A 23,998-nucleotide genomic window follows, 5' to 3' on the forward strand; every position below is an offset into this window, starting at 1 on the left:
TCCCGAAGCTGGCCACGTTGGTCAAGTTGAAATCTGATACGTGAGGGAAATGTGTATAGCCTGACAAACCGCCTGAACGATGGCGGCCAATTCGTCAATCTGTGGGAGCTATTGAAGCAAATCGAGCAAGCAGAAATGGCATACATCGACGGTGCAGCCTACTGCTTGCTTGCCTTTCTGAAAGGCGAGCCGGCAGGCCTTGAGCGCCTGCGACGCCGGAACGAGTCCGGCATTCTGCTACCTCTCGACGGCGATACTCGGTCGCGTCTGTTGAAGCAGCTCGGGCTCGTGGCGGACCATGCCACGTTATTCGACGATGACGGGATGCCGAACGATGACGCACAGCCGGTCTTCGAGCAGTTCGTCTTCTACACATCGGAAATCTATCCGCTGCTGGCTTCCCACGATATTGCCGTTTCCCTTCCGGGCGACGACGGCACCGACGAACGCGTTTTTCAGAATGGCGCGCGCATTCCCGGCTGGGTACTGGCCTACGACCATCAGCCCTGGGTATCGTGTGACCGGGCGATAAAGATTCTCATGGCGCACATAAGCGACGCGAGGCTAATGCTGCCCAAGTACGAAGACATGTACTCGACATGGGAAACTGCACTGTCAGATGCCATCGCACGTGCGGCCATTTCCGTGACGACGATTTCCGGCAAGCAGATGCTCTCGCACATCGACATCAGCGCTTGGTGCCAACAGCATGGCTATGCATGGCCGCTCGAAGCGCCTGCGGACGCAGAAGATGCCCGACCATCTGAGCCGCGTGTCACGCTCCGGCCGTTACAGCAGCAAGCTTTCCAGGAACAGGAAATTCTGCGGGTTCTGGCTGAGTTCGGACATGACCCGCTGAACCTGCCCAAATCCCCCGCCGGACAACCGGGCGTCAAAGCCCAGGTCCGCAAGAAGCTCAACTGGCAAGGCTCCACGACGTTCGACAAGGCATGGGAGCGATTGAGACGTAACAAGGAACTCGCCGACGCCCGGTAGCCTTCCCCGTGCCCCGTCCCCCAACTTGGGGGAGCGGGGGACGCTTGTGGGGGACGGTATAGGGGGAAATCTAATGCGTATCACCCTAACGAAACGCCGAACGGCGAAAGGTGATACAGATGAACGTCAATCAATCCCCGGCAGTGTTTTCCGCCCGCCCCTTCCTCACGACCGAGGAACTGGCCACGCTGATGTGCGTGCGCCCGCAGTCCATCCGCAAGCGCTATATGGAAACCGGCAGCTATCACGGCGTGCGCCCGACGAAGCTCCCGAATCGCTTCCTCGCGTGGCCGAACAATGCCGTTCAACAACTCATGGGCGAGGTGGCAGCATGAATCTCGTCACGTCCATCGCACAACGCCCGGCAAACACGAATCCGCTGCTGGCCGCTGCAAACGCTCCCACCCGAGTAAGCGACGGGGTACTCACCGTCAGCGCTGCATCACTGTCCCCGCTGCCCGTCAAGTGGCTCTGGAATGGCTATCTGGCGCGAGGCAAGGTGTCCCTCCTGGCAGGTGAACCGGGCACCGGTAAAACGACTCTCGCCATGTCCATGGCCGCGATTGTTTCGCGCGCCGGAGAATGGCCCGATGGTACCGTGGCAGAGTCGGGCAACGTCCTCATCTGGTCGGGCGAAGACGACCCGCAAGACACGCTGGCACCCCGTCTGATGTCTGCTGGCGCAGACCTGAACCGAGTCCATTTCGTCACGGCTACCCGTGTCGAGGGCAAGGTGCGTCCCTTCGACCCAGCCCAAGATATGTCTGTGCTCAAGGAAACGTGCGAGAAAATCGGCAACGTCCGGCTGATAATTCTCGACCCCATCGTGTCCGCCGTGTCGGGTGACAGTCACAAGAACACGGAAACTCGTCGCGCGCTGCAACCCGTCGTCGAACTGGCTATGAGCATCGGTGCTGCACTGCTCGGCATCACGCACTTCAACAAGGGCAAGCAGGGTACCAATCCCGCGCTGTGGCTCAACGGCTCGGTCGCTTTCACTGCGGTAGCACGCGTCGTCATGATTGCAGCCAAGGTGAAACGCGAGGGCTGCGAAGACGTTCGTGTTTTCGCACGCGCCAAATCGAACATCGGACCTGATGGCGATGGTTTCGAGTATCAAATCGAGCAGTTTGAACCCAAGCCTGGTATTCCGTCGTCAGGTATCGCATGGGGTGAAGCGCTCACCGGCTCAGCACATGACCTGCTCGCCAGCAAGGGAGGCGACGGTGCGCGCGGAGGCAGCGCGGCCAATTCCGCACGAGAATTCCTGAGCAACCTGCTCAACGGTGGCGACCTTCCGGCCAAGACCGTCGAAGCAGAGGCAGAAAGTGCCGGCATCGCACTGCGTACCCTGCGGCGCGCGTCGGACGCCATGAACGTCGAAAAGTACAAGGGCAAGGACGGCAAGTGGTACTGGAGCCTGCCCGAGTCGGCCAACATGGCCAACGTGTCCAGCATGGAATAGATGGCCAATATGGCCAACAAGCTTCACGCGCTCAACACGTGAAAACAACCACCCAGCCGGCAATTGACCGGACTGGGCGGCTGTCGCAGCGACATCGCCACGTGGCCTCTATACGTTTGGCCCTCGCGTGTATGTGCACCTCTCCCCTGCAACTGCTGACCCGTGATGCCTGGTTACGTGCGATAGCCATCAGCGCGTGTACGCGCGCATCGCATGGCCCGTTTGAGTGACGGACAGAAAGGGTCATCTACTGCACGCACAGGCTGGCTAGTCTGGCGTGGATACCTGCGCCCAGACCGCCGATTTGTGGCGACCTGGTGTATAACTGAAACGTGATTCCCACATGACCGTATAGCACGTCAATCGACGATGTTGCGTATATCCGCAGATAAAATTCCAAAAAATAAATTTACGGCAGCTTATTATAAAAATACAAATTTAACGAGGTCGGCATGACGATTAATTATCGCTTCACCCATTGACGCCACACACCCAATGATTTATTATGTTTTCATCAACTTAATTTCTGTTGATTTGTTTTCCACCGATGTAGGCGGTTTCCAAAAGCATGAAACCTGCATCAAGATTGTCCGGTGCAAGGCACGCGAGCAATACCTGATGTCCTCCGCCGACTCAGGCGGTTTCTAAAAAAAGCAGCATTGGCAGTAGCAACACCTAAGCAAAAGCAGTTCTCCGCCCATAGGCGGTTTTCAAAAAAGGCCAGATTCCTCCTGGCCTTTTCCCATTCTGAGCCCGCCGATAAAAATCGGGCACCGCGGGACGATGGCCCGAGCGATAGACCCTATGTGCCTTTTCCTGGTCAGCCGCGTTTTATAAAATAACAGCAATAGAACGTTATTTCACTGAAATGCGATGTCCGTGAAATGGTACGTGTCATCGACAAAGACAATCAGCCGTTTTACCGATTCCGCCGACCAGCCGGATTTCTCCAGTTCGCGCACGAGGCGAATACGGAATGCCGACGTACAGATGAAGATGACTTTCGCCCAGCGCGGCCCGCCGAGTAGTACCGACCCGTCTGTCCGATTCGCATCGTCATGGAATGCGTTCAGGAAGGCGTGCAGCTTCGCCTGGTCAGTCTTGTTGCGGCGCGATTTCTCGACCTCGACCCACCAGACTTGTCCATCGGACTGTAGCAGCACATCGGGTTTCTTGTCTGCAATGCCCTGCTCGCCACCGAGCCATTTCCCGACCGCGATTTCGCGTTCGGTCGAGACGCGGAATCCGGCCACGATGCTGGCGAGCGCAACGTCGTTCGCAATGCTGCGATGGCGGAACTGCGCCGCACTGAAGCGCCGTACCAAGTCCTTGCCGCTGGACGCTGGCACGCCGAGCTGCGCGAGCCGGCGCACGCCGGCTTCTGCCAGCGCGTAAATCAGGCTGCCATCAGGTGCGCGCGCCCGCAGCACCTGATGCGCCTCATACAGCCGGCGCAGTGTGCGTTGTGCCATCAGCCGGGCGGTAGCGGTCGGCATGAGTGGCCGCATGTCCGGCTCGCCTGCCGGCTTGCGCAGCCAGGGCTGCCAGAGCAGCACCGCAAGCGATTTCGTCGGCAGCCAGCCGAAGCGGTTCAACGCGCGAAGCACGCGCACCTCGTTCTGGCTGGCTGTAATCCGGCCGTCCTGCGCTGTCACGGTATGTCTCCGATGGTTTCGACATATCCGTATAGCGCGTGACCGCCCGTATGTGCCCCTGTATGCCCGAGGTCATACAGGGGGAACGAAGCCGCTTTCGCGGCAAGGCCACCATCCCCTTACTCAGCCTGCACGGCTGCACGGGGATTCGTCGGGCTGGACGCCCGCCGTGTCCTTAAAACCAGCGCCCCACGCTGCGCGCGGGCAAGGTACTCATCCGTCTGCGCTGGACGCTCCGCCGACTCCGGCTGGTGGCCTACGGTCGATGACCTGACTACCTTGCCCGCGCGCAGCGTGGGGCGGGGCTTCGCCCCCAAATCATTACCGGTCACTGGGGTGCCCTCTGCACGTTGGGACGCGCAGCAATGATTCGGCTCCCCCAAGCACGCACTTGACCCGCGTGGGCGCGAGTGCAATTGCGTGTGCTGCGGCTGGACGCCTTGCCCCACATCGCTACGCGATGCGGCTCCCCTACGTAGCCGGCCCATTGGCCGACCACTGCGCACCTTCGGCTTGCGGGTCACGCACGCTGCGCGTGCAGGGGTCGCGGGCGCGCGTGTCCACTGGCCCCGTTCGCCCGCGACGCCGGTGCTGTCGCGACGGCTGCCTGCCGCCGTTCTTCCCTGCTGCTTAGCCCAAGCGGATGACTGTACGCCAGGCGTGCCGCCGTACAAGGTTGAACGCTGCGCGCACGCTCCTCACCCGGTTCCTTCGGACTGCGGCTTCCGGACGTGACCTTGCACGTCGTCCCTGTTGCCTGTCGTCGCAGTGCACCAGGGCGAAGCAGAGGGAAGAACGGCGGCAGGCAAAACGCCACCCCACGCCGGCACCGGGAACGGTTCGGGGGCTCTGCATCAGGAACCCGGTCAGCTTTTGAGAGGCGAACACCATGCAAGACAACACACACAACCCCAACGACGTTTTCGGCAAAACGATTTCGAGTTACACCCGCGCTCAGGCGATTGCTGATGGCGTGCTGGTCGATGTAAGCGCTATGGCGCGAGAAGCCGGTTTTCGTGTCCCGGTTGCGCTGACATCAGCGGTATGGGCGGATTGCGTGGCATGGACCGACGCTGACAGCGGAAGAGGTGAAAGCGGTCGGCTTTGGGATGTTCTGTGGATGGGTGCCCTGGCGGCAAAACGCGCACATGGCGCACAGCGTATCGCGTTTGAGCTGAACCGCGTTCCGCGCGACGGCCGTATTACGCAGCCTCGCCCCGTCGTGCTGAACCTGCACATCGGCCCCGGCGACAACGCCGAGCCAACTATCACGATTCTCATGCCCAACGAAGACTGAGTTTCCGCTGCCTCGCCGATGACGGCGGGGCGTTTTCCAACCGCTCAACAAGGAGAGCGCTATGACTTATCACATCAACCCAGCAACCGGCTTGCCGATGACCGGCGACGATTACTCTGGCGTAGACGTTGCAGGGAACCCATACGGCACGCGGCTCGACTCGCGCCAGCCTTGGTCAGCGCCCTTCTGGGACGTCATGTAACCGAAACGACGTTGACCCGGATTGAAGCAATCCGGTTACACGGCGGTTACATGAATCGCATAAACGAACAAGGGGTTACGCGAAAACTCACGTAACCCCTTGATTTTATTGGTGCCGGCTGCAGGACTCGAACCCGCCACCTGATGATTACAAATCAACTGCTCTACCAGATGAGCTAAGCCGGCGTAGCGCGAGATTCTACCTCATTTCACGATCTTGAGGCGAGGTCTGCTGCCACCTTTTGAACCGTCGCCATCGCCGTCGGTTTTCGGCGGTTCGTCGGCGCCTTCGGAGGGCTCCTCGTTCGCGCCGCTGTCGGCCACCGGCGTCAACACCGCAGGCGATTCGTCGCGCTGCGCCTCATCCGTCTGCGCCGCTTCATCATCGAACGCACCCGAATCCGCGCCTTCACCCGCGACCGCATCGACCTGGAACGCCATGCCCTGCCCGTTCTCGCGCGCATAGATCGCGAGCACGTTGGCAACCGGAATCTCGATCTTGTGCGCCTTCCCGGAGAACCGGGCCGTGAACTCGATCCACTCGTTGCCCATCTGCAACTGGCTCGTCGCCTCGAAGCTGATGTTGAGCACGATCTCGCCGTCACGCACGAACTGACGCGGTACGCGCGTCGAGTTGTCGACCCTCACCGCGATATGCGGCGTGTAACCGTTATCGGTGCACCACTCGTACAACGCGCGCAGCAGATAAGGCTTCGTTGAAATCTCTTGCATCACAATCCTCGAACCCGGAGCGGGGGCGCGGCACGCCGCGCCGCCCTCTCCGTCATGCACTCATTGCACCATCAACGACGCATGACCTTTTCGGACGGCGTCAGTGCTTCGATGTAGGCCGGACGGCTGAAGATCCGCTCGGCGTACTTCATCAGCGGCGCCGCGTTCTTCGACAGCTCGATGCCGTAGTGATCCAGACGCCACAGCAGCGGCGCGATCGCGACGTCGAGCATCGAGAATTCCTCGCCGAGCATGTACTTGTTCTTCACGAAGATCGGCGCGAGCTGCGTCAGGCGATCGCGGATCGCAAGGCGTGCCTTCTCGTGGTTCTTCTCCGCTGCCTTGCCCTTCTCGTTCTCGAGCGTGCTGACGTGGACGAACAGCTCCTTCTCGAAGTTGAGCAGGAACAGGCGTGCACGTGCGCGCTGCACGGGGTCGGCCGGCATCAGCTGCGGATGCGGGAAGCGCTCGTCGATGTACTCGTTGATGATGTTCGATTCGTACAGGATCAGGTCGCGCTCGACCAGGATCGGCACCTGACCGTACGGGTTCATCACCGAAATGTCTTCCGGCTTGTTGAACAGGTCGACGTCACGGATTTCGAAGTCCATGCCCTTCTCGAACAGCACCAGCCGGCAACGCTGGGAGAACGGGCAAGTTGTGCCGGAATACAGAACCATCATGTTTGCGTTTCCTCAAAAAAGCCGAGGGCCGGCACGCGGCGAACCCCTTCCGGGGTTCCACCTTGCGCCGGCCCCACGCCGGTCAGGCGTGATTACTTGATATCTTTCCAGTACGCGGCATTGAGCCGCCAGGCCAGGAAAGTCAGGACACCGAGAAAGATCAGCACCCATACGCCGAGGCGTTTGCGGGTCTGCTGAGCCGGCTCGGACATCCAGGTCATGTACGCCACCAGGTCGGCAACCGCAGAATCATAATCCACCGCGGACAGTGTCCCCGGTGTGACCTGCTGGAAGCCGACGAGCGTATGGACCTTCTCGCCCGTCTCCTCGTCCGTCTTGTCTTCGAATTTGGCGGTGCGCTGCCCCTGCAGTTGCCACAGTACATGAGGCATGCCGACGTTCTCGAACACCGCGTTGTTCCAGCCGCTCGGCCGTGTATCGTCGCGGTAGAAGCTCCGCAGATACGTATACAGCCAGTCGCGGCCGCGCGCACGCTCCTCGACCGACAGGTCGGGCGGCGAGGTGCCGAGCCAGTTCTTCGCGTCTTCGGGCCGCATCGCAACGGACATCGTGTTGCCGACCTTGTCGGTCGTGAACAGGAGATTCTTTTCGATCTCCTTCTGGGATATGCCCAGATCCGTCAGACGGTTGTAGCGCATCAGGTTCGCGCTGTGGCAGTTCAGGCAATAGTTTACAAACAATTGCGCGCCGTGCTGAAGCGAAACGAGATTTTCCGTGTTATCGGGCGCCCGGTCGAGCGGAAAATTACCTTCCGCCCGAACCGCCGGCGCCACCAGCAGCGCACACGCGATCGCCCCGATCAGCGCGAGTGTCGAAAGCAGTTTCTTCATGTCGTTCTCTCCTCGCTCACGTTAATGGGGCTTGAAGCGCACCCGCTCCGGCGGCTGCTTGAACGTGCCAAGCGGCGTCCAGACGGGCATGCCGAGGAAGAACGCGAAGTAGATCAGCGCACAGGCCTGCGCGATCAGCGTCGAAGCCGGCGATGGCGGCCGCGTGCCGAGGAACCCGAGGGTCAGGAACGCCACGACGAAGATCCCCAGGAACACCTTGTGGAACAGCGGCCGGTAGCGGATCGACTTCACCGGGCTGCGGTCTAGCCACGGCAGGAAGAACAGCGAGACCACCGCGGAACCCATCACGACGACGCCCCAGAACTTCGACTCCGTCAGGTACATGAACACGACGATCGCCGCGGCCAGCACCGGCAGGCCGACCTTCCACTTGCCGCGCGCGCGGATCAGCGCGAGCACGCCGAGCAGCGCGATCACGATCATCAGCACGATCTTGAACGGGTCGGTGGTCGCGCGCAGCATCGCGTAGAACGCGGTGAAGTACCAGACCGGCGCGATCTCGGGCGGCGTCTGCAGCGGGTTCGCCGGGACGAAGTTGTTCGCCTCGAGGAAGTAGCCGCCCATCTCCGGCGAGAAGAACACGATCAGCGCGAATACCATCAGGAACACGCACACGCCGAGGAAATCGTGCACCGAGTAGTACGGGTGGAACGGGATGCCGTCGAGCGGAATACCGTTCTCGTCCTTCTTCGCCTTGATCTCGATGCCGTCCGGGTTGTTCGAGCCCACTTCGTGCAGCGCGACGAGGTGCGCGATCACGAGGCCGACCAGCACGAGCGGAATCGCAATCACATGGAACGCGAAGAAACGGTTCAGCGTGACGTCCGACACGACGTAGTCGCCGCGAATCCACAGCGACAGGTCCGGGCCGACGAACGGGATCGCCGAGAACAGGTTCACGATCACCTGCGCGCCCCAGAACGACATCTGGCCCCACGGCAGCAGGTAGCCGAAGAACGCCTCGGCCATCAGGCACAGGAAGATCGCGCAGCCGAAGATCCACACCAGCTCGCGCGGCTTGCGGTACGACCCGTAGAGCAGCCCGCGGAACATGTGCAGGTAGACGACCACGAAGAACATCGACGCGCCCGTGGAGTGCATGTAGCGGATCAGCCAGCCCCACGGCACCTCGCGCATGATGTACTCGACCGACGCGAACGCGAGCGTCGAGTCGGGCTTGTAGTTCATCGTCAGGAAGATGCCGGTGACGATCTGGTTGACCAGCACCAGCAGCGCGAGGGAGCCGAAGAAGTACCAGAAGTTGAAGTTCTTCGGCGCGTAGTACTCGGAAACGTGCTTCTTCCAGGTGGACGTGAGCGGAAAGCGCTGATCGATCCAGCCGGTGAGACCTGTCGTGGAGACTTCCTTGTTGTCGGCCATCACGCTTCTCCTTTCTCGTCCTTGCCGATCACGAGGGTCGTTGCCGACGTGAACATGTAGGGCGGGATGTCGAGATTCTGAGGCGCCGGTTTGTTCTTGAACACACGGCCGGCGAGGTCGTAGGTCGAACCATGGCACGGGCAGAGGAAACCGCCCGGCCAGTCGTCCGGCAGGTTCGGCTGCGGACCCGGCGTGAAGCGTTGGCTTGGCGTGCAGCCGAGGTGCGTACACACGGCCATCACGACGAGAATGTTCTTGCGATCGGCCCGCGCGCGATATTCGTTCGCGCAATACGCGGGCAACGGCATCGTATAAGGCTTTTCGGTGGCCGGATCGGCCACTTCCTTGTCGGCCTTGACCACATCGGCGAGCATTGCGTCGGTGCGGTTCAGGATCCACACCGGCTTGCCGCGCCACGGCACCGTGACCATTTCACCAGGCTTCAGCCCGCTGATGTCGACTTCGACCGGTGCACCGGCCGCTTTCGCTTTCGCGGACGGCGCAAGCGACGCCGCGAAAGGTATGACGGTGGCTACGCCTCCCACGCCACCTGCTACGGATGTCGCAATCAGCCAGGTACGGCGGCCGCTGTCGACGCGTTTCTCTTCCTTGTCTCGCATCACACGCCCCACTTCTGAGTTGGATTTTCCGTCACGACTTTTCATTCCGCCGCTAGTTTGCGCGAATGGAGTCGCCATTTACAAGGCCCGGAGATGAAAATCCCTTCGAAGTGATTGATAGTTAAGGGTTTTCCCCCACTATCGGAGCGATTAAATCATTTCGCTTTTAAGCACTTGCTACATTGAGAAATTTCGATGCGCTGCCGCAAATCCGGTATTCAGACCGGGTTATGGATATCGATAAAAAGGTGTTCGATATCGAATTCTTCGGACAAGTGGGCGCCAAGTGCCTGGATTCCGTAGCGCTCGGTCGCATGGTGCCCTGCCGCAACGAACGCGACACCGCTCTCGGCCGCCGTATGCGTCACGTATTCGGACACCTCGCCGGTCAGGAACACGTCCGCGCCGGCGTCGATCGCCGCGTCGAAATAGCTTTGCGCGGCGCCCGTGCACCACGCGATGCGGCGCAGCTGCATGTCCGGATCGCCGAGTACGAGCGGCGTGCGGCCAAGCGTGCGCTCGACCTTCGCGACGAAATGCTCGAGCGTGACGGGCATCGGCAGCGTGGCCATCCAGCCGAGGTCGCCTTCGCCGAACCGCTGCTCGCCGATCAGGCCGAGCCGGTCGCCGAGCTGCGCGTTGTTGCCGAATTCGGGATGCGCGTCGAGCGGCAGATGGAACGCGAACAGGTTCAGGTCGTTCGCGAGCAGCAGCTTCAGGCGCTGGTACCTGCGGCCCGTGATCTGCGGCGGCTCGTTGCGCCAGAAATAGCCGTGATGGACCAGCACGGCATCTGCCCCCCATTCGAGCGCGGCTTCGAGAAACGCGACCGACGCCGTCACGCCGGTCGCGATCTTGTCGATCTTGCGACGCCCCTCGACCTGGAGGCCATTCGGGCAATAGTCCTTGAAGCGCGCGGTTTCAAGGGTATTGTTCAAGTACAATTCAAGTTCGATCCGATCCATATAAACCTCTAATCCATTCAGATGCTTAGACGCTTCTGGCTGTTCTTCGCGCAGGCGGTTACCGTGCTGCTCGCGCTGATGTTCATCGTCGTGACGCTCAAGCCGCAATGGCTGCAACGGCAAGGACAGCTCGGCAAGCAGCTCGCGACGCCGATCGTCGCGCTGCGGGAAGTCGCGCCGGGCATCGGCGGCGCACCGGCGACCACGTCGTACGCCGAAGCCGCGCAAAAGGCGATGCCGGCCGTCGTCAACGTGTTCTCCAGCAAGGACGGCTCGCTGCCGCCCGACCCGCGCGCGAAAGATCCGCTGTTCCGCTATTTCTTCGGCGACCGCAACGCCCGCAAGCAGCAGGACGAACCGGCCGCCAACCTTGGCTCGGGCGTTATCGTGAGCCCTGAAGGTTACATTCTAACGAACCAGCACGTCGTGGACGGCGCCGACCAGATCGAAGTCGCGCTCGCCGACAGCCGCACGGCCACCGCGAAGGTGATCGGCAGCGATCCCGAAACCGATCTCGCCGTGCTGAAGATCAACATGACGAACCTGCCGACGATCACGCTCGGCCGCTCCGACCAGTCGCGGGTCGGCGACGTCGTGCTCGCGATCGGCAACCCGTTCGGCGTCGGCCAGACGGTCACGATGGGGATCATCAGCGCGCTGGGCCGCAACCACCTGGGCATCAACACGTTCGAGAACTTCATCCAGACCGATGCGCCGATCAACCCCGGCAACTCGGGCGGCGCGCTGGTCGACGTGAACGGCAACCTGCTCGGCATCAACACCGCGATCTACTCGCGTTCGGGCGGCTCGCTCGGCATCGGCTTCGCGATCCCCGTGTCGACCGCGCGCACGGTGCTGGAAAGCATCATCACGACGGGCTCGGTCACGCGCGGCTGGATCGGCGTCGAGCCGCAAGACGTCACGCCGGAGATCGCCGAGTCGTTCGGGCTGACGCAGAAATCGGGCGCGATCGTCGCCGGCGTGCTGCAGGGCGGCCCGGCCGACAAGGCCGGCATCAAGCCGGGCGACATCCTGATCTCGGTCAACGGCGACGAGATCACCGACACCACGAAGCTGCTGAACACCGTCGCGCAAATCAAGCCCGGCACGGCGACCAAGGTGCACGTCGTGCGCAAGGGCAAGGCGTTCGACCTGAACGTGGTGATCGGCAAGCGGCCGCCGCCGCCGAAGCAGGCGCTCGACGAACAGGACAGCGATACCGAGTGACGTCGGGCGAGCGGCGCGCGGCCGCATGCCCCGAACACCGTCGGAAAATGACAAAGGGCAGCCGGTTGGCTGCCCTTTTGCTTTGTCTCGAAAGACCAGTGTTGCCGGGCAGATGGCCCCGCCCTCCGCTTACCGACCGACTACGCCACCGGGTTTCGCTCAAGCCCGGCGCCCGGAAGTCCGGCTACCCGCGCGCCGCCCGGTGCGCTGCCGTCAACTGGCGGCTTCGCCGTTCTCCGCCTCGCCTTCCTCGGCCGGCTTCTTCGGCACGAAGAACCGCGCCGCCAGCAGCCCGATTTCGAACAGCACGACCAGCGGCAAGGCGAGCATCAGTTGCGAGAACACGTCCGGCGGCGTGACGACCGCCGCGACGACGAACGCGCCGACGATCACGTACGGACGCATCTCCTTCAACTTCTTCAGCGACAGCACGCCCATCCGGACGAGCAGCACGACGACGATCGGCACCTCGAACGTGACCCCGAACGCGATGAACATCCCGAGCACGAAGCTCAGGTAGTTGTCGATGTCGGTGGTCATTTCCGCGCCGAGCGGCGCGTTGTAGTGCGCCATCACGCGGAAGATGGTCGGAAACACGAGGAAGTACGCAAACGCCATCCCGCACAGGAACAGCAGGTAGCTGCTGCCGACGAGCGGCGCGACGAGCTTCTTCTCGTGCTGGTACAGGCCGGGCGCGACGAACGCCCAGATCTGGTACAGCACGATCGGCAGCGCGATCACGAGCGCGACGAGCATCGTGACCTTCATCGGCACGAAGAACGAGCCGGTGACGTCGGTGACGATCATCTTGCCGTCCTTCGGCAGGTTCTCCATCAGCGGCCGCGCGAGCAGCCGGAAGATGTCGGGCGCCCAGTAGACGAGCCCGAGGAACACGACGATCACGGCCGCGCCCGCGCGAATGATGCGGTCGCGAAGCTCGACGAGATGGGAAATGAAGGTTTCTTCCGGGGCGTCGCCCGGGTTCTGCTGGGGGTCGCTCACACCGGCCCTCGGTAGGATTGACGAGCGAGCATGCGCTCGGCTCAGAAGAAGCGCGTCGGCCGGCGCAGGCTGGCCGGCTGGTGGCGCGCGACACGCGCGGCGCCCGACTGCACGTGCGTACGGCGGGTGGTCGCGCGCTTGTACCAGGCAGGCGCAGCCGCCTGCTTGACGCGCCAGTTGCGGCGCTTCGGCGCGAGCGCGGCCGTACTGCCGCGCCACGACGGCGTGGCAGGCATGCCGGAACCGATCGAACCGGCGTCGCCCGCCGCTTCGTTGAGACCGCCGACCGCGGAATGCCACGTGTCGTTCAGGTCCTTCTCGTGCTCACGCAGGTTGTCGTGAATCGTCGTCTCGACATTGCGCGCGGCCGCCTCGAAATCGGTCTTCATCGTGCGCAACGCGTCGAGTTCGATTTCGCGCGAGACCTCGGCCTTCACGTCGTTGATGTACCGCTGCGCACGGCCGAACAGCGCGCCTGCCGTGCGCGCAACGCGCGGCAGGCGCTCGGGGCCGAGCACCACGAGCGCGACGACGCCGATCAGCGCCATCTTCGAAAGACCGAGATCCAGCATCGCGAATGCCTGTCAGCGTACCGGCGTTACGCCTTGTTCGAGTCGGAACGCGTCGTTTCCTTCGCGTTGACGTCGACCGAGCCCGCACGCGGCAGTTGCTGCGCGTCCGCCGGTGCTTCGCCGTCCTTCATGCCATCCTTGAAACCCTTCACGGCGCTGCCGAGATCGTTGCCGATGTTGCGCAGCTTCTTCGTACCGAAAACCAGCGCGACGATCAGCAGCACGATCAGCCAGTGCCAAATGCTCAATCCACCCATGATGAAACCTCTCCTCAACCACGCCGCGATGCGGCGTAAATCGCCGGCAACGCGCCGGCTTCGACCATCGATGCGGGGAAACGCCCCGCGCCGTCAACCCATCCGCTGCCAGGGGCGCGGGCCGGCCAGGATATGCGCGTGCAGGTGGTAGACCTCCTGCCCGCCGCCCGGGCCCGTGTTGATCACCGTACGGAAACCGGTTTCGCCGCCCGTATATGCGACGCCGAGCTGGCCGGCGAGACGCGAGACGAGCAGCATCAGCCGGCCGAGCATCGGTGCATCGGCGTCGCTCGCGGCCGACAGCGTCGGCAGATGCTGGCGCGGAATCACGAGCACGTGTGTCTCGGCCGCCGGGCGGATGTCGCGGAACGCGACGAATTCGTCATCCTCGTGCACCTTCGTGCTCGGGATCTCGCCTGCCGCGATCTTGCAGAACAGGCAATTCGGATCGTGACTCATGTTGCTCCTGCAGACGCCCGAGCGCGGCCGGTCAGAACCAGGCCTGCGGATCGAGCGGCTTGTTGTCGTTCAGGTACAGCCAACCCTTGATGATACGGTACAGCGTCCAGATCCATGTGACAAACATCACTGCGAATCCGACCACCACGAACATCAGCGCGAACCCGATCACATAGGCGATCAGCGCGCGCCAGAACGTGCGGATCTGCCACTCGAAGTGGGCCGCATACGGCGTGCCGGCCACATCGTCGCGCTTCACGTAGTTGATGATGATCGCGATGATGCCCGTGACGCCGCCCGTCAGCCAATGAAACGCATAGAGGCCGTAGAGCACGTGAGTCAGCGTGCGCAGCCCGTTCAGGCGCTCGGCGTCCGCGGCCCCCGGCACCGACGGCGGCGGAAACTGGCTTGGCGTATCGGTCATGATGCTACCCCCGTTAGATGACAATTCTTACAGCTTACCGCACTGTGGCCATCCTGCGACAAGGGCCTGTCAACCGCCGTTTTCCTCGCGCTCGCGACGCTTGCGCAGGGCCTTCTCCTCGATACCCGACAGCCCTTCGCGGCGCTCGAGCTCGGCGATCACGTCGGCCGGGCTCAGGTCGAAATGCGACAGCATCACGAGGCAGTGGAACCACAGGTCGGCCACCTCGCCGACGAGCGCGCTCGGCGCGCCGCCCTGGCGCACGTCCTTCGCGGCCAGCACGACTTCCGTCGCCTCTTCGCCGATCTTCTTCAGCACCGCGTCGTCGCCCTTGTGGAACAGGCGCGATACGTACGATTGATCGGGATCGCCGCCCTTGCGGCTATCGATCACGGCCGCGAGGCGCAGCAGCGTGTCTTCGGTCGATTGCGTCATTTGTAGATGTGTTCGGGATCTTTCAGCACCGGTTCGACCGCGACCCAGTCGCCGCTGTCGACGGTGCCTTCGAATTTCTGGAAGAAGCACGAATGCCGGCCGGTGTGGCACGCGATGCCCGACACCTGCTCGACCTTCAGCAGCACGACGTCCTCGTCGCAGTCGAGCCGCACCTCGTGCACGTGCTGCACGTGGCCCGACTCCTCGCCCTTGAACCACAGGCGCTTGCGCGAGCGCGAATAGTAGACCGCGCGCTGCGTCTCGATCGTCTTCGCCAGTGCCTCGCGGTTCATCCACGCGAACATCAGCACGTCGTTCGTCGACGCTTCCTGCGCGATCACCGGCACGAGGCCGTTGTCGTCCCAGCGGACCTTGTCGAGCCACGCGGGCAATGCATTCGTTTCCGTATTCATCACAGCCTCACCGGGATGCCCTGGTCGGCCATGAAGCGCTTCGCCTCGCCGACCGTGTGCTCGCCGTAGTGGAAGATACTCGCGGCCAGCACCGCGTCGGCGCGGCCGTCCTTGATGCCGTCGGCCAGGTGCTGCAGCGAGCCGACACCGCCCGATGCGATCACCGGCACCGGCACCGCGTCCGACACGCCGCGCGTGAGCGCGAGGTCGAAGCCCGACTTGGTGCCGTCGCGGTCCATGCTCGTGAGCAGGATCTCGCCCGCGCCGAGCTCGGCCATCTTGCGCGCCCATTCGATCGCGTCGAGGCCCGTGTTCTTGCGGCCGCCGTGCGTAAAGACTTCCCAGCGCGGCGTCTCGCCATCGGCCGACACGCGCTTCGCATCGATCGCGACGACGATGCACTGCGAGCCGTACTTGTCGGCCGCGTCGCGCACGAGCTGCGGGTTCGCGACCGCCGACGAATTCATGCTGACCTTGTCCGCGCCCGCGTTCAGCAGGCGCCGCACGTCCTCGACGGCGCGCACGCCGCCGCCGACGGTCAGCGGAATGAACACCTGCGACGCGACGGCTTCGATGATCGGCAGGATCAGGTCGCGCTGGTCGGACGTCGCGGTGATGTCGAGGAACGTCAGTTCGTCGGCGCCCTGGTCGTCGTAGCGGCGGGCGATTTCGACGGGATCGCCGGCATCGCGCAGCTCGACGAAGTTGACGCCCTTGACGACACGCCCGGCAGTCACGTCCAGGCAGGGGATGATGCGTTTAGCTAGAGCCATGATGTTGCGCCAAATGCCGCGATGGGACGGCCGGTTGCGGAAAGCCTCGCGCGAGGCTTCCGGTCGGGGCCGCCTGCAGGCAGCCCCGGCGAGCGGGACAACCGCGCTTACGCGTTGTCGAGTTCGCCGTTCAGTTCGTCCGCGCGCTTTTGCGCGGCCGCGAAATCGAGATCGCCGGAGTAGATCGCACGGCCGCAGATCACGCCTTCGACACCGTGCTCCTCGACTTCGCACAGGTTCTCGATGTCCGTGAGGTTCGACAGGCCGCCGCTGGCGATCACGGGGATGCCGACTGCCTGCGCGAGCTTCACAGTCGCCTCGATGTTGATGCCCTGCAGCATCCCGTCGCGGCCGATGTCCGTGTAGACGATCGATTCGACACCGTAGTCCTCGAACTTGCGCGCAAGGTCGATCACTTCGTGGCCGGTCAGCTTGCTCCAGCCGTCGGTCGCGACCTTGCCGTCCTTCGCGTCCAGGCCGACGATGATGTTGCCGGAGAACGCGGTGCACGCGTCCTGCAGGAAGCCGGGGTTCTTCACCGCGGCCGTACCGATGATCACGTAGGACAGGCCGGCGTCGAGATACTTCTCGATCGTCTCGAGGCTGCGGATGCCGCCGCCGAGCTGGACGGGAATTTCATCGCCGACCTCGTCGAGGATCGCTTCGATCGCCTCGAGATTCTTCGGCTTGCCGGCGAACGCGCCGTTCAGGTCGACGAGATGGAGCCGCCGGGCGCCGAGATCGACCCACTTGCGGGCCATCGCCGCCGGGTCCTCGGAAAAAATCGTGGCCTGGTCCATATCGCCCTGTTTGAGGCGCACACACTGACCGTCTTTGAGGTCGATGGCCGGAATCAGCAACATAGCAATCGGGTGTCGTCGTGGAAAAAGAAAAGAATCCGGCGCGTACCGGCCAATCCGGTACCGCGCCGTCTCGCTAGTTTAGTACAACTCTTTCGGCGCTTAGGCGCGAGCGCGCCGTGCGACAGGCCGTTCGGCCAGATCGACTGTGGCTCGCGCACCACGTTTCACGGTTTCCAGTGTACGAAGTTGCGATACAGACGCAACCCGACCTCCGCGCTTTTCTCGGGGTGGAATTGGGTCGCGAAGAGGTTGTCCCGCGCGACCGCGGACGTAAACGGCGCGCCGTAGGCCGTTTCGCCAACCGTATGCGCCGGGTTGTCCGGCGTGACGTAATAACTGTGCACGAAGTAGAAATACGCGTCGTCGGGCACGCCGTCCCACAGCGGGTGCGGCTGCGACTGGCGCACGCGGTTCCAGCCCATCTGCGGCACCTTGAAGCGCGAGCCGTCGTCCTGCAGGCGGCCGTCGAGCGCGAAACGCACGACCTTGCCGGGCAACAGGCCGAGGCCCTTGGTGTCGCCTTCCGCGCTCCAGTCGAACAGCATCTGCTCGCCGACGCACACGCCGAGCAGCGGCTTGGTGCGCGAGGCCTCGATCACGGCCTCCTGCAGGCCCGATTCGCCGAGGCTGCGCATGCAGTCGGGCATCGCGCCCTGGCCGGGCAGCACGACACGGTCGGCCGCGCGGATCGCGGCCGGCGTGTCGACGATCGCCACGTCGGCGGCCGGTTCGGCCTTCTTGAGCGCCTGCGCGACCGAGCGCAGGTTGCCCATCCCATAATCCACAATCGCAATCGAAGTTTTCATCTCAGTGCAGGCAGTAGCGCCCTCAGTCCATTGACGATGAATTCCACCGCCAGCGCCGACAGCATCAGACCCATCAGCCGCGTGGCGATGTTGATGCCCGTGCGGCCGATCCAGTTCGCGATCGGCTCGGCGAGCCGCATCGCGACGAAACACAGAAAAGCCAGGACCGCGCCGATCGCGACCAGCCCGGCCCGCTCATACCAGTGATGCGAGTTCGCCGCATAGATGATCACCGTGCTGATCGAGCCGGGGCCCGTGAGCAGCGGAATCGCCAGCGGCACGACCGCGATGTTGTCCTTCAGCTCGGCCTCGTGGCGCTCCTCCGGCGTCGATCGCGTGTTGCCGATCTGCGCGTTCAGCATGTTGATCGCCATCAGCAGCATGATGATCCCGCCGCCCACTTCGAGCGACCCGACCGAAATGCCGAAGAAGTCGATGATCTGCTGCCCGAGCAGCGTCGTCACCGTGATCACGCAGAACACCGACACCGACGCGATCCGGATCGTGCGCCGCCGCTCGGCATCCGTCTGCTGCGCCGTCAGGCTCAGGAAGAACGGCACCGCGCCGACCGGGTTGATCAGCGCCAGCAGCGAGATGAACGATTTGAGCAGATCCATCGCAAGCCGGCGCCGCGCGCCGAAGCCGTGAGGTTGTCCTTGACGCGCCGTCCGGTCAGTTCAGGTTCAGAGACTGCCCTTCGTCGACGGGATCTGCCCCGCCGCACGTTCGTCCAGCTCCACCGCTGCGCGCAGCGCACGGCCGAAGGCCTTGAACACCGTTTCGAGCTGATGGTGCGCGTTGATCCCGCGCAGGTTGTCGATGTGCAGCGTGACGCCCGCGTGGTTCACGAAACCGCGGAAGAATTCGATCGACAGGTCGACGTCGAACGTGCCGATCCGCGCCCGCGTGAACGGCACGTGGAATTCGAGGCCCGGCCGGCCGGAGAAGTCGATCACGACGCGCGACAGCGCCTCGTCGAGCGGCACGTACGAATGGCCGTAGCGGCGGATGCCCTTGCGGTCGCCGATCGCCTTCGCGACGGCCTGGCCGAGCGTGATGCCGACATCCTCGACCGTGTGGTGGTCGTCGATATGCGTATCGCCATGCGCTTCAACCTCGAGATCGACCAGACCGTGTCGCGCGATCTGGTCGAGCATATGGTCGAGGAACGGCACGCCGGTGGCCAGCTTCTGCTGGCCCGTGCCGTCGAGATTGAGCTTCACACGGATCTGCGTTTCGCTGGTATTGCGAACGACTTCCGCCACACGCATGGCAATTCCTTGACTGAGTCGATGTAAATGGGGATTGATCGTTTCGCGCTGCGGCGCCCTGAGGCTCAACCGGGCAGCGCGAGTTTCAAAGCGGCCAGCAGGCGCGCGTTTTCGTCGGGAGAACCGACGGTCAGCCGCACGCATTCAGCCAGCAACGGATGCATTTTACTCACGTTTTTGACCAACACCCGCTCGGTGAGCAGCGCGTCGAACACGGCGGCCGCGTCCGGCACGCGCACCAGCAGGAAATTGCCGGCGCTCGGGAACACCGTCGTGCCCGGCAGCGCGGCCACTTCCCGTGCGAGGCGCGTGCGTTCCGCTCGCAGGTTGGCCGCCTGCGCGTCGAGCACGTCGAGGTGATCGAGCAGGAAATCGGCGGTCGCCTGGGTCAGCACGTTGATGTTGTACGGCGGGCGCACCTTGTCGAATTCGGTCAGCCACGCGGGCGAACCGACCAGATAGCCGAGGCGGATGCCCGCGAGGCCGAGCTTCGACACCGTACGCATCACGACGACGTTGTCGAATTCGGCGGCGCGCGGCAGCCACGAGCGCACGGCGAACGGCTGGTAAGCCTCGTCGATCACGACCAGGCTGTGCCGCGCGGCCGCGACGATCCGTTCGATGTCGGCATCGTCGTACAGCGTGCCGGTCGGGTTGTTCGGGTACGCGAGATAGACGAGCGCCGGACGATGCTCGGCAACAGCCGCGAGCATCGCGTCGACGTCGAGCGTCAGATCGGCCTTCAGCGGCACGCCGACGAATTCGAGCTGCGCGAGCTTCGCGGACAGTTCGTACATCACGAAGCCCGGCACCGGCGCGAGCACCTTCGCGCCCGGCTTCGCACAGGCCATCGACATCATGCTGATGATTTCGTCCGAGCCGTTGCCGAGCAGCACGTCGCAGCCGGCCGGCACGCCCATCGCATGGCGCAGCTTGTCGAGCAGCGCGGCCGGGCGCGGCGCCGGGTAGCGGTTCAGCGCGACCTGCGCGAGACGCTCGCCAAGCGCCGCGGCGAGCGGTTCGGGCAGCGGGTACGGGTTCTCCATCGCGTCGAGTTTCACGAACCCGCTCGCGTCAGGCACCGGATAGCTCGTCATCGCGAGCACGTCGCGGCGGATGATGTCTTGTGGCGTCGTCATGGTCTCAAGCCGGCGTACGTCGCGCCGGCGTCAATGGGTCGGCAAAGCGGCGGCTGCCGCCCTGCCCAGATGTCTCCCGCCCCGGCCTTCCGGGGCAGGCCGGGCGGCACGTCAGCGCCGGCCGCGGCCCCGCGCAGCGCGCGGTCAGTTCTTCATCCGGAACTCGGCGCTCTTCGCGTGCGCCTGCAGCCCCTCGCCGTACGCGAGCTCGGATGCGATCTCGCCGAGCGTCTGCGCACCTTCCGCACTGACCTCGATCACGCTCGAGCGCTTGATGAAGTCATACACGCCGAGCGGCGACGAGAAGCGCGCGGTGCGCGACGTCGGCAGCACGTGGTTCGGGCCCGCGCAGTAGTCGCCGAGGCTTTCGCTCGTGTAGCGGCCGAGGAAGATCGCGCCCGCATGGCGGATCTGCTGGCCCCATTGCTGCGGCTCCAGCGCGGAAATTTCCAGGTGCTCGGGCGCGATGTCGTTCGCGATCCGGCAGGCCTCGGCCATGTCGCGCACCTTGATCAGCGCGCCACGGCCTTCGAGCGACGCGCGGATCACGTCCTGGCGCGGCATCGACGGCAGCAGCTCGTCGATCGCCTTTGCGACGCGCTCGAGGAACGCACCGTCCGGGCACAGCAGGATCGATTGCGCGAGTTCGTCGTGCTCGGCCTGCGAGAACAGGTCCATCGCGACCCAGTTCGGATCGGTCGTGCCGTCGCACAGCACGAGGATTTCCGACGGCCCGGCGATCATGTCGATGCCGACCGTGCCGAACACGCGGCGCTTCGCCGACGCGACGTACGCATTGCCGGGGCCGCAGATCTTGTCGACGGCCGGCACCGTCGCCGTGCCGTAGGCGAGCGCGCCGACCGCCTGCGCACCGCCGATCGTGAACACGCGATCGACGCCGCCGAGCAGCGCCGCGGCGAGCACGAGGTCGTTCTTCACGCCGTCCGGCGTCGGCACGACCATCACGATCTCGCCGACGCCCGCGACGCGCGCGGGAATCGCGTTCATCAGCACCGACGACGGATACGCGGCCTTGCCGCCCGGCACGTACAGGCCGACGCGGTCGAGCGGCGTGATCTTCTGGCCGAGCACCGTGCCGTCGCTTTCCGTGTATTGCCAGCTATGCGTGCCGCACTCGATCTTCTGCTTCTCGTGGTACGCACGCACCCGCGCGGCAGCGGCTTCCAGCGCCGCGCGCGCCTTCGGCGCGAGGCCGTCGAGCGCCGTCTGCAGCGCGTCCTGCGGCAGCTCCAGCGCGGCGACGCTCGTCGCGTTCAGCCGGTCGAAGCGGTTCGTGTACTCGAGCACCGCGGCGTCGCCGCGTGACTTCACGTCGGCGAGGATCTGCGCGACCGATTGCTCGATCGCCGCGTCTTCGCTCGCCTCGAATGCGAGCAGCGCGCGCAGCTCGGCGCCGAAGCCTTCGCTCGTCGAATCGAGCTTGCGGATGGTGATGGACATGGGAGTTCCGTTACGGTGATGCGCTCAACCGCCATTCTGCGACGCGCGTTCGAACGCGTCGAGGATCGGCTTGAGCGCCGTGCGCTTCAACTTCAGCGCAGCCTGGTTCACGACGAGGCGCGACGAGATCGCCATGATCTCCTCGACCTCGACCAGATTGTTCGCCTTCAGCGTGCCGCCCGAGCTGACGAGGTCGACGATCGCATCGGCCAGCCCGACCAGCGGCGCCAGCTCCATCGAGCCGTACAGCTTGATCAGGTCGACGTGCACGCCCTTCGCGGCAAAGTGTTCGCGGGCGGTTTCGACGTACTTCGTCGCGACGCGCAGCCGCGCGCCCTGGCGCACCGCGCTCGCGTAGTCGAAACCGGCCGATACGGCCACCGACATCCGGCAGCGCGCAATGTTCAGATCGATCGGCTGGTACAGGCCCGAGCCGCCGTGCTCGACCAGCACGTCCTTGCCGGCCACCCCGAAATCGGCCGCGCCGTATTCGACATAGGTCGGCACGTCGCTCGCGCGCACGATGATCACGCGCAGGTCCGGGTTCGTCGTCGGCAGGATCAGCTTGCGCGACGTTTCGGGATCCTCGGTCACCTGCACGCCGGCCGCGGCCAGCAGCGGCAGGGTTTCCTCGAAAATCCGGCCCTTCGACAGGGCAAGGGTCAGCGGCGCGGTCATGCTTGGCTCCCGGAAAGGCGGCGCACGTTCGCGCCGACGGCGGTCAGTTTGGCTTCCATGCGGTCGTAGCCGCGGTCCAGATGATAGATGCGGTCGACCAGCGTTTCGCCGTCGGCACGCAGCCCGGCGATCACGAGGCTCGCCGACGCGCGCAGGTCGGTCGCCATCACGTTCGCGCCCGACAGCTTCTCGACCCCCGTCACGAGCGCGGTGTTACCGTCGATCGTGATGTTCGCGCCGAGCCGGTTCAGCTCCTGCACGTGCATGAAACGGTTCTCGAAAATGGTTTCGACGACCTGCGCGGTGCCCGTCGCGACCGTATTGAGGGCCATGAACTGCGCCTGCATGTCGGTCGGGAACGCCGGGTATTCCGACGTGCGGATCGTCACCGCCGACGGGCGGCGGTCCATCTTCACGCGCAGCCAGCTGTCGCCTTCCTCGATCGACACGCCGGCTTCGCGCAGCTTGTCGATCACCGCGTCGAGGATGTGCGGGCGCACGCCCGTCAGCATCACGTCGCCGCCGGCCGCCGCGACCGCGCACAGGAACGTGCCGGCCTCGATGCGGTCGGGGATTACCGAGTGGCGCGCGCCGTGCAGCCGCTCGACGCCCTGGATCACGAGGCGATCGGTGCCGATGCCGTCGATTTTCGCGCCCATCGCGACCAGCAAGTGTGCGAGATCGCTCACTTCCGGCTCGCGCGCGGCATTTTCGATCACCGTCTCGCCATCGGCGAGCGTCGCGGCCATCAGCAGGTTTTCCGTGCCCGTCACCGTGATCATGTCGGTCACGATGCGCGCGCCCTTCAGGCGCTTCGCGCGGGCTTCGATGAAGCCGTGCTCGATGCTGATCTCGGCGCCCATCGCCTGCAGGCCCTTGATGTGCTGGTCGACCGGACGCGCGCCGATCGCGCAGCCGCCCGGCAGGGACACCTTCGCCTCGCCGAAGCGCGCGAGCAGCGGCCCGAGCACGAGGATCGACGCGCGCATCGTCTTCACGAGCTCGTACGGCGCGACGAGGTTGTCGACGCGCGACGCGTCGAGCCGCACGCGGCAGCCGTCCGTCTCGCTCTTCACGCCCATCTGGTTCAGCACCTTCAGCGTGGTCCGCACGTCCTTGAGATTCGGCACGTTGTCGAGATCGACCGGGTCACCGGTGAGCAGCCCCGCGCACAGGATCGGCAGCGCGGCATTCTTCGCGCCCGACACGACGATCTCGCCCGACAGGCGGTGGCCGCCTTCGATCACGAGCTTGTCCATCCCATGGCCATGCGCTTCCCCGTTGGCGGCCGGGTGTGCCGTGGCGACGCTCTGGACGGCGTCGCGCTCGTTGACGGTGACTTGCACTCAGTG

Annotated in this window: 28 protein-coding genes and 1 tRNA gene; 5 read left to right on the forward strand and 24 right to left on the reverse strand. The window is 64.1% G+C overall.

The annotated features are described in order from the left end of the window. Positions 1-51 precede the first annotated feature (51 nt). From CFB34_RS22260 to CFB34_RS22270, 3 genes are all read left to right on the forward strand, one after another. Complete coding sequence (locus CFB34_RS22260; protein WP_089439083.1) at positions 52-996, forward strand: hypothetical protein; 945 nt, start codon at positions 52-54, stop codon at positions 994-996. Positions 997-1,115: 119 nt separating this feature from the next. Then, positions 1,116-1,331 carry a hypothetical protein gene (locus tag CFB34_RS22265; protein ID WP_059949872.1) on the forward strand — a complete coding sequence of 72 codons (216 nt, stop codon included), beginning with the start codon at positions 1,116-1,118 and terminating at the stop codon, positions 1,329-1,331. After that, entirely contained in the window at positions 1,328-2,461 is a 1,134-nt protein-coding gene (locus CFB34_RS22270; RefSeq protein WP_242808695.1) for an AAA family ATPase, read from the forward strand. Before CFB34_RS22265 ends, CFB34_RS22270 begins: the two co-directional genes overlap by 4 nt. 860 nt (positions 2,462-3,321) lie before the next feature. Here CFB34_RS22270 and CFB34_RS22275 read toward each other — a convergent pair. Further along, on the reverse strand, positions 3,322-4,116 hold the full coding sequence (locus CFB34_RS22275; protein WP_089439082.1) for a hypothetical protein: 795 nt from the start codon (positions 4,114-4,116) through the stop codon (positions 3,322-3,324). 889 nt (positions 4,117-5,005) lie between these two features. On the opposite strand from CFB34_RS22275, the gene CFB34_RS22280 reads away from it, so the two are divergent. After that, entirely contained in the window at positions 5,006-5,413 is a 408-nt protein-coding gene (locus tag CFB34_RS22280; protein WP_089439081.1) for a DUF6573 family protein, read from the forward strand. A gap of 311 nt (positions 5,414-5,724) precedes the next feature. On the opposite strand, the gene CFB34_RS22285 is transcribed toward CFB34_RS22280, so the two are convergent. The 7 genes from CFB34_RS22285 to CFB34_RS22315 all read right to left on the reverse strand — a co-directional run bounded on the left by CFB34_RS22285 (position 5,725) and on the right by CFB34_RS22315 (position 10,866). Then, positions 5,725-5,800: transfer RNA gene (locus CFB34_RS22285), tRNA-Thr, on the reverse strand. An 18-nt stretch (positions 5,801-5,818) separates the two neighbouring features. Further along, positions 5,819-6,346, reverse strand: a complete 528-nt coding sequence (locus CFB34_RS22290; protein WP_089439080.1) for a ClpXP protease specificity-enhancing factor — start codon at positions 6,344-6,346, stop codon at positions 5,819-5,821. A gap of 71 nt (positions 6,347-6,417) precedes the next feature. After that, positions 6,418-7,029 carry a glutathione S-transferase N-terminal domain-containing protein gene (locus CFB34_RS22295; protein WP_006400565.1) on the reverse strand — a complete coding sequence of 204 codons (612 nt, stop codon included), beginning with the start codon at positions 7,027-7,029 and terminating at the stop codon, positions 6,418-6,420. 92 nt (positions 7,030-7,121) lie between these two features. Beyond that, the gene (locus CFB34_RS22300; RefSeq protein ID WP_089439079.1) at positions 7,122-7,880 is read right to left on the reverse strand and encodes a cytochrome c1; all 759 of its coding nucleotides are present in this window, start codon (positions 7,878-7,880) and stop codon (positions 7,122-7,124) included. Between the two features lie 21 nt (positions 7,881-7,901). After that, the gene (locus CFB34_RS22305) at positions 7,902-9,284 is read right to left on the reverse strand and encodes a cytochrome bc complex cytochrome b subunit (protein ID WP_089439078.1); all 1,383 of its coding nucleotides are present in this window, start codon (positions 9,282-9,284) and stop codon (positions 7,902-7,904) included. Continuing rightward, positions 9,281-9,901: a ubiquinol-cytochrome c reductase iron-sulfur subunit gene (gene petA / locus CFB34_RS22310; RefSeq protein ID WP_089439077.1), complete on the reverse strand. Its 621-nt coding sequence runs from the start codon at positions 9,899-9,901 to the stop codon at positions 9,281-9,283. The genes CFB34_RS22305 and petA overlap by 4 nt, the downstream gene beginning before the upstream one ends. A gap of 218 nt (positions 9,902-10,119) precedes the next feature. After that, entirely contained in the window at positions 10,120-10,866 is a 747-nt protein-coding gene (locus tag CFB34_RS22315; RefSeq protein WP_089439076.1) for a Nif3-like dinuclear metal center hexameric protein, read from the reverse strand. 21 nt (positions 10,867-10,887) lie between these two features. Between CFB34_RS22315 and CFB34_RS22320 the strand changes: the two genes are divergently transcribed. Next, positions 10,888-12,093: a Do family serine endopeptidase gene (locus CFB34_RS22320; RefSeq protein WP_089439075.1), complete on the forward strand. Its 1,206-nt coding sequence runs from the start codon at positions 10,888-10,890 to the stop codon at positions 12,091-12,093. Between the two features lie 213 nt (positions 12,094-12,306). On the opposite strand, the gene tatC is transcribed toward CFB34_RS22320, so the two are convergent. The 16 genes from tatC to murA all read right to left on the reverse strand — a co-directional run bounded on the left by tatC (position 12,307) and on the right by murA (position 23,992). Continuing rightward, positions 12,307-13,095, reverse strand: a complete 789-nt coding sequence (tatC, locus tag CFB34_RS22325; protein ID WP_046544799.1) for a twin-arginine translocase subunit TatC — start codon at positions 13,093-13,095, stop codon at positions 12,307-12,309. A gap of 41 nt (positions 13,096-13,136) precedes the next feature. Continuing rightward, positions 13,137-13,667 carry a Sec-independent protein translocase protein TatB gene (gene tatB, locus CFB34_RS22330; RefSeq protein WP_089439074.1) on the reverse strand — a complete coding sequence of 177 codons (531 nt, stop codon included), beginning with the start codon at positions 13,665-13,667 and terminating at the stop codon, positions 13,137-13,139. Positions 13,668-13,693: 26 nt separating this feature from the next. Further along, positions 13,694-13,924 carry a Sec-independent protein translocase subunit TatA gene (tatA, locus tag CFB34_RS22335; protein ID WP_089439073.1) on the reverse strand — a complete coding sequence of 77 codons (231 nt, stop codon included), beginning with the start codon at positions 13,922-13,924 and terminating at the stop codon, positions 13,694-13,696. Positions 13,925-14,017: 93 nt separating this feature from the next. Beyond that, positions 14,018-14,383, reverse strand: a complete 366-nt coding sequence (locus CFB34_RS22340) for a histidine triad nucleotide-binding protein (RefSeq protein WP_059491979.1) — start codon at positions 14,381-14,383, stop codon at positions 14,018-14,020. 31 nt (positions 14,384-14,414) lie between these two features. Next, the gene (locus tag CFB34_RS22345; RefSeq protein ID WP_046544796.1) at positions 14,415-14,807 is read right to left on the reverse strand and encodes a membrane protein; all 393 of its coding nucleotides are present in this window, start codon (positions 14,805-14,807) and stop codon (positions 14,415-14,417) included. Between the two features lie 69 nt (positions 14,808-14,876). After that, positions 14,877-15,242, reverse strand: coding sequence for a phosphoribosyl-ATP diphosphatase (locus CFB34_RS22350; RefSeq protein ID WP_011546603.1), 366 nt, complete (start codon positions 15,240-15,242; stop codon positions 14,877-14,879). Beyond that, positions 15,239-15,655 carry a phosphoribosyl-AMP cyclohydrolase gene (gene hisI, locus CFB34_RS22355; RefSeq protein ID WP_039366640.1) on the reverse strand — a complete coding sequence of 139 codons (417 nt, stop codon included), beginning with the start codon at positions 15,653-15,655 and terminating at the stop codon, positions 15,239-15,241. The genes CFB34_RS22350 and hisI overlap by 4 nt, the downstream gene beginning before the upstream one ends. Beyond that, positions 15,655-16,428 (reverse strand): imidazole glycerol phosphate synthase subunit HisF, encoded by a 774-nt coding sequence (gene hisF, locus CFB34_RS22360; RefSeq protein ID WP_011350732.1) that lies wholly within the window; start codon positions 16,426-16,428, stop codon positions 15,655-15,657. Before hisF ends, hisI begins: the two co-directional genes overlap by 1 nt. A 107-nt stretch (positions 16,429-16,535) precedes the next feature. Beyond that, the gene (gene hisA / locus CFB34_RS22365; protein WP_039366646.1) at positions 16,536-17,291 is read right to left on the reverse strand and encodes a 1-(5-phosphoribosyl)-5-[(5-phosphoribosylamino)methylideneamino]imidazole-4-carboxamide isomerase; all 756 of its coding nucleotides are present in this window, start codon (positions 17,289-17,291) and stop codon (positions 16,536-16,538) included. 164 nt (positions 17,292-17,455) lie between these two features. Next, positions 17,456-18,097, reverse strand: a complete 642-nt coding sequence (gene hisH / locus CFB34_RS22370; RefSeq protein WP_089439072.1) for an imidazole glycerol phosphate synthase subunit HisH — start codon at positions 18,095-18,097, stop codon at positions 17,456-17,458. Then, positions 18,094-18,714 (reverse strand): YchE family NAAT transporter, encoded by a 621-nt coding sequence (locus CFB34_RS22375; RefSeq protein WP_039366649.1) that lies wholly within the window; start codon positions 18,712-18,714, stop codon positions 18,094-18,096. The genes hisH and CFB34_RS22375 overlap by 4 nt, the downstream gene beginning before the upstream one ends. 66 nt (positions 18,715-18,780) lie before the next feature. Beyond that, the gene (gene hisB, locus CFB34_RS22380) at positions 18,781-19,368 is read right to left on the reverse strand and encodes an imidazoleglycerol-phosphate dehydratase HisB (RefSeq protein ID WP_011350728.1); all 588 of its coding nucleotides are present in this window, start codon (positions 19,366-19,368) and stop codon (positions 18,781-18,783) included. Between the two features lie 65 nt (positions 19,369-19,433). Further along, positions 19,434-20,507, reverse strand: coding sequence for a histidinol-phosphate transaminase (gene hisC / locus CFB34_RS22385; RefSeq protein WP_089439071.1), 1,074 nt, complete (start codon positions 20,505-20,507; stop codon positions 19,434-19,436). Between the two features lie 144 nt (positions 20,508-20,651). Then, complete coding sequence (gene hisD, locus CFB34_RS22390; protein WP_089439070.1) at positions 20,652-21,968, reverse strand: histidinol dehydrogenase; 1,317 nt, start codon at positions 21,966-21,968, stop codon at positions 20,652-20,654. Between the two features lie 24 nt (positions 21,969-21,992). Further along, positions 21,993-22,646, reverse strand: coding sequence for an ATP phosphoribosyltransferase (hisG, locus tag CFB34_RS22395; RefSeq protein WP_011350725.1), 654 nt, complete (start codon positions 22,644-22,646; stop codon positions 21,993-21,995). Continuing rightward, positions 22,643-23,992 (reverse strand): UDP-N-acetylglucosamine 1-carboxyvinyltransferase, encoded by a 1,350-nt coding sequence (gene murA / locus CFB34_RS22400; protein WP_089439069.1) that lies wholly within the window; start codon positions 23,990-23,992, stop codon positions 22,643-22,645. The genes hisG and murA overlap by 4 nt, the downstream gene beginning before the upstream one ends. Positions 23,993-23,998: the final 6 nt, after the last annotated feature.

The sequence above is a fragment of the Burkholderia sp. HI4860 genome (genome assembly GCF_002223045.2).
Taxonomy (GTDB): Bacteria; Pseudomonadota; Gammaproteobacteria; order Burkholderiales; family Burkholderiaceae; genus Burkholderia.

Excerpts from the sequence above, each read along its gene's own strand:
- CFB34_RS22280 (WP_089439081.1), top strand. The coding sequence starts at position 5,006 with ATGCAAGACAACACACACAACCCCAACGACGTTTTCGGCAAAACGATT.
- CFB34_RS22295 (WP_006400565.1), bottom strand. The coding sequence starts at position 7,029 with ATGATGGTTCTGTATTCCGGCACAACTTGCCCGTTCTCCCAGCGTTGC.
- CFB34_RS22345 (WP_046544796.1), bottom strand. The coding sequence starts at position 14,807 with ATGACCGATACGCCAAGCCAGTTTCCGCCGCCGTCGGTGCCGGGGGCC.
- hisD (WP_089439070.1), bottom strand. The coding sequence starts at position 21,968 with ATGTCCATCACCATCCGCAAGCTCGATTCGACGAGCGAAGGCTTCGGC.
- hisG (WP_011350725.1), bottom strand. The coding sequence starts at position 22,646 with ATGACCGCGCCGCTGACCCTTGCCCTGTCGAAGGGCCGGATTTTCGAG.
- hisH (WP_089439072.1), bottom strand. The coding sequence starts at position 18,097 with ATGAAAACTTCGATTGCGATTGTGGATTATGGGATGGGCAACCTGCGC.
- hisB (WP_011350728.1), bottom strand. The coding sequence starts at position 19,368 with ATGCGTGTGGCGGAAGTCGTTCGCAATACCAGCGAAACGCAGATCCGT.
- tatB (WP_089439074.1), bottom strand. The coding sequence starts at position 13,667 with ATGCTGGATCTCGGTCTTTCGAAGATGGCGCTGATCGGCGTCGTCGCG.
- CFB34_RS22350 (WP_011546603.1), bottom strand. The coding sequence starts at position 15,242 with ATGACGCAATCGACCGAAGACACGCTGCTGCGCCTCGCGGCCGTGATC.
- hisI (WP_039366640.1), bottom strand. The coding sequence starts at position 15,655 with ATGAATACGGAAACGAATGCATTGCCCGCGTGGCTCGACAAGGTCCGC.
- hisF (WP_011350732.1), bottom strand. The coding sequence starts at position 16,428 with ATGGCTCTAGCTAAACGCATCATCCCCTGCCTGGACGTGACTGCCGGG.
- hisA (WP_039366646.1), bottom strand. The coding sequence starts at position 17,291 with ATGTTGCTGATTCCGGCCATCGACCTCAAAGACGGTCAGTGTGTGCGC.
- CFB34_RS22340 (WP_059491979.1), bottom strand. The coding sequence starts at position 14,383 with ATGAGTCACGATCCGAATTGCCTGTTCTGCAAGATCGCGGCAGGCGAG.
- tatA (WP_089439073.1), bottom strand. The coding sequence starts at position 13,924 with ATGGGTGGATTGAGCATTTGGCACTGGCTGATCGTGCTGCTGATCGTC.
- CFB34_RS22300 (WP_089439079.1), bottom strand. The coding sequence starts at position 7,880 with ATGAAGAAACTGCTTTCGACACTCGCGCTGATCGGGGCGATCGCGTGT.
- CFB34_RS22290 (WP_089439080.1), bottom strand. The coding sequence starts at position 6,346 with ATGCAAGAGATTTCAACGAAGCCTTATCTGCTGCGCGCGTTGTACGAG.
- hisC (WP_089439071.1), bottom strand. The coding sequence starts at position 20,507 with ATGACGACGCCACAAGACATCATCCGCCGCGACGTGCTCGCGATGACG.
- CFB34_RS22315 (WP_089439076.1), bottom strand. The coding sequence starts at position 10,866 with ATGGATCGGATCGAACTTGAATTGTACTTGAACAATACCCTTGAAACC.
- CFB34_RS22375 (WP_039366649.1), bottom strand. The coding sequence starts at position 18,714 with ATGGATCTGCTCAAATCGTTCATCTCGCTGCTGGCGCTGATCAACCCG.
- CFB34_RS22270 (WP_242808695.1), top strand. The coding sequence starts at position 1,328 with ATGAATCTCGTCACGTCCATCGCACAACGCCCGGCAAACACGAATCCG.
- petA (WP_089439077.1), bottom strand. The coding sequence starts at position 9,901 with ATGCGAGACAAGGAAGAGAAACGCGTCGACAGCGGCCGCCGTACCTGG.
- CFB34_RS22265 (WP_059949872.1), top strand. The coding sequence starts at position 1,116 with ATGAACGTCAATCAATCCCCGGCAGTGTTTTCCGCCCGCCCCTTCCTC.
- CFB34_RS22320 (WP_089439075.1), top strand. The coding sequence starts at position 10,888 with ATGCTTAGACGCTTCTGGCTGTTCTTCGCGCAGGCGGTTACCGTGCTG.